Source organism: Streptomyces sp. NPDC054961, assembly GCF_053609145.1.
This window is the reverse complement of the sequence record NZ_JBSGWY010000043.1, coordinates 38,831-45,722: the sequence shown is the minus strand read 5'-3', so window position 1 is coordinate 45,722 and position 6,892 is coordinate 38,831. Positions and strand designations below refer to the sequence as shown.

The following is a 6,892-nucleotide window of genomic DNA, read 5'->3' as shown; positions in this document are numbered from 1 at the left end:
CCCGCCCGCGCCCCCCCGCCCCGCCACCCCCGACACCCGCCCCGCGCCCGACCACCGCCCCTGCCCCCCCCCCGTCCGTCGTTCTCTCCGCTCGTGTTCCCGGTCCGTGCGCGGGTCAGCCGACGTGGCGGGCCGCGAGCGGTCCGTAGAGGAATCGCTGCGCCCTGCCGTCGTCGTCCATGTAGAAAGCGACGTCCAGGACCTGGTCGCCACCGAGCACACCGCGCTCGGGCAGGAAACGGTGCTCCCCGAGCGGGAACAGCTCGGTGGTCGTCCGCCGGATGAGTCCTTCCGGGCGTCCGAGGATCCATGGTCCCGTGTGCCGGGGGCCGTGCTCCGTGGCGATGTGCCCCACGGCCACGGGGTGGTAGACCTGGTCCTCGACCAGGCTCGCCGAATGCCGCAGTCCGGCCGGTTCGAGCAGCCGCTCGCGCAGGGCGGTGTCCCACGTGGATCCGGTGAGCACCTCGATGATCCGCCCGGTGATGTTGGTGGCGGAGTTGCTGTAGCCGAACCCCGTACCGGGCTGCCCCATCACGGGCAGATCCGCCACCGTCTCCACGGCGGAGCGCACGGCGTCGGGGCCCCAGCCGGGATCGTCGCAGGGTCCGTCGTCGATGCCGCTGGTCATCGACATCAGATGGCGGGGCGTCACGGTCCGTGTCGCCCGCTCGTTGCCGAGCCGGAAATCCGGCAGGTACGAGGCCACCGGCGCGTCGATGTCCACCAGCCCCGCGTCGACCAGCTGCATCAGCAGGACCGCGGTGAACACCTTCGTTGTGGAACCGATCTGGAACAGCGTGTCCGGGGTGACGGCCCTGCCCGTCGCCATGTTCTCGACGCCGACGGAGCATTGGGTGAACTCGGCGCCGACGGCGACGGCGACCTGCGCCCCGACGATGCCCAGTTCGCCGCTGCTTCACCGGCCAGGTGTGTGAGGGCGGCTGTGTCGATGGCCGCGGTTTCGCTGGTCATGGGCGAGGTCTCCCTGTGTGCGACTCGGAACGCGCCTCAGCTTAGAAAGTACGCCGGGAGAGGGCCCGGTACCACGGCTAAGAAGTCCGATGCGAAGTCCGATACGAGACCGGCCGTGGTTCCGGGCCGCAGCGGTGTCAGAGGCGGTGCACGGTGTGCAGTTTCCGCGCGTAGGTGCCGGTTCCGTCGAGGAGCGAGGCGCCGCCCAGGTCCGACATGGTCGGTCCGTTGTTGGTCTTGCGGCTGGAGAGGAAGCGGCGCTTGCCGGCGCTGTCCAGGCCCAGGTAGATGCCGACGTGGTCGACGGTCACGGTGACCGTGTCGTCGCCGGAGTCGGCGTTGAACAGGAGCAGGTCGCCGGGCTGGAGCTGCTGCGCCGCGGGCGGGTTCGTGCCGTCCGTCTGGTCGATCCGGGTGCCGGGGGCGTAGTCCACCATGTGGCGGGACTTGCGGGGCATCCTGGTTCTGGAGGTGTCCTCGCCGGCGGCGAGGGGGATGCCCTGGTGGTAGCCGTAGACCATGCGCGTGTAGCCCGAGCAGTCGAGGTTGCCGACCTGCTTGCTGGACGGACCGGTGTAGGTGCCGTCGGGGAAGGTCCAGCCGAGGTTCATGTACTCGTGGAAGTCCGCGCCCTCGTAGCGGTAACCCTGCGGGTCCAGGTAGCCGTAACCGGCCTCGCCCATGACCTGCTTGCCCGCTGCCGGGGCCGCGGCGGTCGTCACGGCGGACGCTCCGGCCAGGAACGTCGCCGCGTGGGCCAGGGCGTCGGGGCTCGGGGATCCGGCCCAACCGCGGATGGTCTGCTCCAGGGCCGAGGTCCAGGTTCCGTCGAAGGGCTCGGGCAGGACGCGTACCCAGGTGTTGTGGGTGACGGTCGGCGGCTGCTGCCACGTCGCGGCGTCCACCTGGAAGCGGCTCACCACCAGCTTGACGGGCAGGTTGGTGCAGCCCTGGTTGGCCAGTGCGCGCAGGCCCACGCGCCCCTTGGTGAAGGTGGAGTCCGTGACGTCCGCGGCCCACGCGGCGGGCTCGGCCGTGTCCGTGCGCCAGGCCTTGGCCTGGATGCGGGCGCCTTCGCGGCGCACGCGGATCGTCCAGTTCGTGCCCGCGGGCACAGCGGTGGCGAGGGTGGTCGTGCCGGCCAGCTGGGTGACCGTGTCCGCGACCTCCTTCTCGACGCGCAGCTCGACCGTGCCCGACGTCAGGAAGGACAGCCTGGCCCGGTAGTTGTTGTGGGTGTCCTGGTAGCCGAAGGACAGCGCGTACGAACAGGCCTGGCCGGTGGGCACCTTGTCGAACTTCGCGACCGACCGCACGTCGACGTCGGTGATCTCGTCGTCGCGCAGGGTGGCGTGGCGGCTGGCGTAGTCGGTGCTGAGCGCGAGGACGGCGCTGCCCGGCACCACCGAGTAGTCCGTGTCGGCGGGCCCCAGCGTGGACCAGCTGCCGCCACCGGGGGAGGTCCCCCAGTACGTGCGGTCGGCCGTCGGCAGGGTCACGTCCGGGAGGGTGCGCTGGAAATCGTCCACGAAGGACTTCTTGTTCTCGGTGAAGGTGCGCTGGGGGCCCGTCAGCACGACGGTGCGCGCGCCGTGGGTCAGGACCGCCACGCGCTGAGTGCCGGAAGTGATCTCCAGGCGTTGCGGCGTTCCCGGCAGCACGCCGGTGGCGAAGGAGCCGAGGGAGACCTGGGTGAAGTAGGCGGGGTCCACCGGTCCGATGGTGAGGGACGACCGCGGAGAGGAAAGCGACGCGGGAGCTGCGGCCACGGCCGAGAGGAGCGCCCCGCCCGCGGGAGCGGCCGGGGCCGACGTTCTGGGCGAGGCCGCGGCGCTCAAGGAGCCGAGTGGGACGGAGGCGGCCGCGGTGGCGAAGAAGGCGAGCACATTGCGTCGGGAGGTCTGTGACATGCGGCAATGATCCGATCGTGGTGCGCATCAGCGGCCGTCGCCCCCCATCGGTGCCCCAATCATGTGGATTGTGGACCGGACGGCCCTGAACGAAGCGGGAGGTGATCTCGATGCCGGGAGGGAAGGATCAGCCGAACGCCCAGCCGTGCTGTCCGGGGCGGCCTGCGCGGCGGCAGCTGCCGCCCGCTGGCGGCACCCGAGCCGTCCGTTTCGGCGGGGAGGACAGACGTGTGCGGAGGCCGGCGGAGGACCGTACGTACCGCATCGTTCCATGACGCAGAGTGACCACGTCCGGACCCCTGGGAGCAGCGGCCGTCCCCCGTCGCCACGCACCGAAGCCGCGCCCTGACGGCGCCAGGGCCGTCGTGGTCGCCCGGCCGCCCAAGGCCTTCCCCTCCTTCCCCCACCTCGTGGCCGGACGGCGGCCGGCGGGCGGTGGCCTGCCGCTCCGACCGTTCGGAGGGAAGATGGGACGGTGGGAGGCGGATGCCAGGAGCTCGGTGCCTGTGGTCCGGCCTCGGGTACGGGCTGATGCCGACCGGTGAGCGGAAAGGGCGCCCGGGTGAGTACGTCCGATGCATTCCGAGCTGAGGTCGGAGGAGCGTCCGGGGTCCCGGCGCCCGGCGGGCTGCTCGACGTGCTGAACCTGGCCGCGGTGGTGCTGGACGACAGCGGGCGGATCGTGCTGTGGAGCCCGCAGGCCGAGGAACTGTTCGGTTACCCGTCCGGCGAGGCGCTGGGGCAGTTCGCGGCCCGGCTGCTCGTCGACGAGCAGCACCTGGATCTCGTGACCGAGCTGTTCGTCCGTGTCATGGAGAGCGGGCGGAGCTGGGCCGGCGGCTTTCCGGTCAAGCACAAGGACGGCGGTACGCGGCTGGTGGAATTCCGCAACATGCGCTTGCTGGACCGGCAGGGAGACGCCTACGCGCTGGGGATCGCCACCGATCAGGGGACGCTGCGGCGCGTGGAGCGAGACCTGGCGCTGTCCCTGCGCCTGATCTCCCAGTCACCGATCGGTTTGGGAGTCCTGGACACCGACCTACGGTTCGTGCTGGTCAATCCGGCGCTGGAGGGCATGGACGGCCCCTCCGCCCCGGGCCGCGCCAGGCTGACCAGGGCGGACACGCTGTCGTTCCTGAGCGGGGACGCCAACGAGTCCGCGATGCGCCAGGTCCTGGCCACCGGCGTCCCGCTGCTGGACCGCTTCACCGTGGGGCACACCCCTGACGATCCGGTCCAGGAGCACGCCTGGTCGGTCTCGTTCTACCGACTGGAGGACCCGGCCGGACACGTGCTGGGCCTGGCCACCTCGGTGGTCGACGTCACCGCGCAGCACCAGGCGGCCGCCGACGCCGCTCGGGCACGGGGCCGCCTGGCACTGGTCGCCGACGCCTCGGTGCGGATCGGCACCACCCTCGACCTGGAGCAGACGGCCAGGGAGCTGGCGGAGGTGTGCGTGCCCGAAGTGGCGGACCTGGCCACGGTGGACGTTCTGGAGGGCGTCCTGCAGGGCCAGCGGTCCACCGGTGTGGTGACCGGTCCCGCACGTTTCAAAGCGCTGGCGGTGGTGGCGGCCTATCCCACCGAGGCCCTGCGGGCCCCCGACCCCGTCGGAAGCCTCGCCCAGTACGACACCGACCGTGTGGTCACCCAGTGCGTGAACATCGGCCGTCCCGTCCGGCAGGCGAAGGTGACCGATCAGGACCTGCCGCGCATCGCCCGGGACGAGAACGCGGCCGCGCTGCTCGCCGCGGCCGGAGTCCACTCCTACCTCGCGGTACCGCTGATCGCCCGCGGCCAGGTGATCGGCGTCCTGGGTCTGATGCGGGCGGACAACCCGGCCCCGTTCGATGACGACGACACCACGCTGGCGGGCGAACTCGCTGCCCGCGCGGCCGTGTGCATCGACAACGCCCGCTGGTTCCAGAGCCAGCGTCACGCGGCCCTCACCCTCCAGCGCAACCTGTTGCCGAACCGGCCCGAGAACCGGCCCGGGCTGGGCATCGCCCATCGCTACGAGCCCGCGGGCGCCACGAGCGAGATCGGCGGCGACTGGTTCGACGTCATCCCTCTCCCCGGTGACAAGACCGCCCTGATCATCGGCGACGTCATGGGCAGCGGCATCGAAGCCGCCGCCACCATGGGGCAACTGCGCACCGCCACCCGCACCCTGGCCCAGCTCGATCTCGACCCCGCCCAGGTGCTGCACCACCTCGACCAGGCAACCGCGAGCATGGACCACACCTTCACCACGTGCGTCTACGCCGTCTACGATCCCCACGACCAGCAGTGCCACATCTCCCTGGCAGGCCACCTGCCCCCGGTCCTCATGCATCCGGGACGGCCTCCCGAACTGCTCGACCTGCCCACCGGCGCCCCCCTCGGTGTGGGCGGCGTCCCCTTCCACACCACCCGCCTCGACCTGAGCCTCGGTGACCAGTTCGTCCTGTACACCGACGGGCTGGTGGAAACCCGCGACCAGCCCCTCGACGAACGTCTCGATGTCCTCCTGTCCCTGCTCGGCGGCCCGCAACGCGACCTGGAGGACACCTGCGACCTCCTGCTGCGCCGGCTGCGCCGCCCCGGAGACCACGACGACGTCGCGCTGCTCATCGCCCGCCTGCAAGCGCGGCCGCCGACCTCTTCGGTACGCGCCTGACCGGTGCGTGCGGGAAGGCGCAGGCGCTGAGGCGTCACCTCGGAGGCGCGGGCGGGTGGTTGAGGCTGACCTGTGCGTTTCACAGCCGTCCGCGGCCCGTCACGGCCGTCCGGGGCCGGCGGATCGTCTGACCGTTAGGCTGCGGCGATGGAAGGGATGACCGACGTGCCCGAAAGCTTCGACCCGCCTGCAGATCAGGCCCGGGTGAACGACTACGACGGCTTCGCCGAGGCGTACTCGGCGGAGAACGAGAACAGCCTCGTGAACGCCTACTACGAGCGACCCGCCATGATGGCCCTCGCCGGAGACGTGGCCGGCCGTCGCGTCCTGGACGCCGGTTGCGGCTCGGGTCCCCTGACCGCCGCACTGCGCGATCGCGGTGCGGTCGTCACCGGCATCGACGCCAGCGCGCGGATGGTGGCGTTGGCCGGGCGGCGGCTCGGCGCCGACGCGGACCTGCACGTGGTGGACCTGAGGGACCGCTTGCCGTTCGCCGACGGTGCGTTCGACGACGTGGTCGCGTCCCTGGTGCTGCACTACCTGGAGGACTGGGGGCCGACGCTGGCCGAGTTGCGGCGCGTGCTGAAGCCCGGCGGCCGGCTGATCGCGTCGGTGGACCACCCTTTCGTGGCTTACACCTTCCAGGATCCTCGGCCCGACTATTTCGCGACCACCAGTTATGCCTTCGACTGGACGCTCGGCGGGCAGCCCGTTCCGATGAGGTTCTGGCGCAGGTCATTGAAGGCGATGACCGATGCCTTCACCACCGCCGGCTTTCGCCTTTCCGTCATCAGCGAGCCGCAGCCCGACCCGGCCGCCCGTGAACTGTTCCCCGACGCGTTCCCTCACCTTTCGACCCACGCCTGCTTCCTGTTCTTCGTCGTCGAGGTGCCGCCGGGGGAGCCGGCGCGCTGAGGGGACCCGCCGGTGGACGACGCGCCCTTCGGCTGTCGTGCCGAGCCCTACCGCAGGCCGTTGCCGAGGGCTTCGACCGGGGCCGTGAGGGAGTGGAGGGGGTCCGGGCCTCCCTCGATGGTTCCGGTGGTGGCGTAGGAGTTGAGGTTCGCCGCCGCACTGTCCAGGGAGGCTCCGAGGGGATTGCCGTCGGCGTGGGCGGTGCCTGTGAGCGTCAGGGCCGCGCCGGCCAGGACGATGGCGGCGCGAACGCGCTTGGTGTGGTCCATGCGCTGACAACGATCACGTCCGGAGCCGGGTTACGAGGAGGCTCTGTTCACGCCATCCCGGGTCGTCGTTCCGGGCGCGTCGTCACGCCGAAACGATTCGACCAGAAGGAATTGATAATTCTTCTCGTCGGATTAAATTCTATTTAATGGGCCGAAAATGGCGC

At 71.0% G+C, this 6,892-nt stretch carries 5 protein-coding genes; 2 read left to right on the top strand and 3 right to left on the bottom strand.

Going from position 1 to position 6,892, the window contains the following annotated elements; genetic code table 11:
• Positions 1-115: 115 nt before the first annotated feature.
• Together ACWF9Z_RS29900 and ACWF9Z_RS29895 are read right to left on the bottom strand one after the other, a co-directional pair.
• Positions 116-901, bottom strand: a complete 786-nt coding sequence (locus ACWF9Z_RS29900; RefSeq protein WP_453607181.1) for a serine hydrolase domain-containing protein — start codon at positions 899-901, stop codon at positions 116-118.
• Between the two features lie 211 nt (positions 902-1,112).
• On the bottom strand, positions 1,113-2,885 hold the full coding sequence (locus ACWF9Z_RS29895) for an NlpC/P60 family protein (RefSeq protein WP_453607126.1): 1,773 nt from the start codon (positions 2,883-2,885) through the stop codon (positions 1,113-1,115).
• Between the two features lie 562 nt (positions 2,886-3,447).
• Here ACWF9Z_RS29895 and ACWF9Z_RS29890 point away from each other — a divergent pair.
• Complete coding sequence (locus ACWF9Z_RS29890; protein ID WP_453607124.1) at positions 3,448-5,544, top strand: SpoIIE family protein phosphatase; 2,097 nt, start codon at positions 3,448-3,450, stop codon at positions 5,542-5,544.
• Positions 5,545-5,691: 147 nt separating this feature from the next.
• Positions 5,692-6,459 (top strand): methyltransferase domain-containing protein, encoded by a 768-nt coding sequence (locus ACWF9Z_RS29885; protein ID WP_453607121.1) that lies wholly within the window; start codon positions 5,692-5,694, stop codon positions 6,457-6,459.
• A 47-nt stretch (positions 6,460-6,506) separates the two neighbouring features.
• Here ACWF9Z_RS29885 and ACWF9Z_RS29880 read toward each other — a convergent pair whose 3' ends face one another.
• Positions 6,507-6,728 (bottom strand): hypothetical protein, encoded by a 222-nt coding sequence (locus tag ACWF9Z_RS29880; RefSeq protein ID WP_453607119.1) that lies wholly within the window; start codon positions 6,726-6,728, stop codon positions 6,507-6,509.
• Positions 6,729-6,892: the final 164 nt, after the last annotated feature.

Bases quoted from the DNA above. Each gene is read 5' to 3' on its own strand.
- ACWF9Z_RS29880 (WP_453607119.1), bottom strand. From the start codon at position 6,728: ATGGACCACACCAAGCGCGTTCGCGCCGCCATCGTCCTGGCCGGCGCG.
- ACWF9Z_RS29895 (WP_453607126.1), bottom strand. From the start codon at position 2,885: ATGTCACAGACCTCCCGACGCAATGTGCTCGCCTTCTTCGCCACCGCG.
- ACWF9Z_RS29885 (WP_453607121.1), top strand. From the start codon at position 5,692: ATGGAAGGGATGACCGACGTGCCCGAAAGCTTCGACCCGCCTGCAGAT.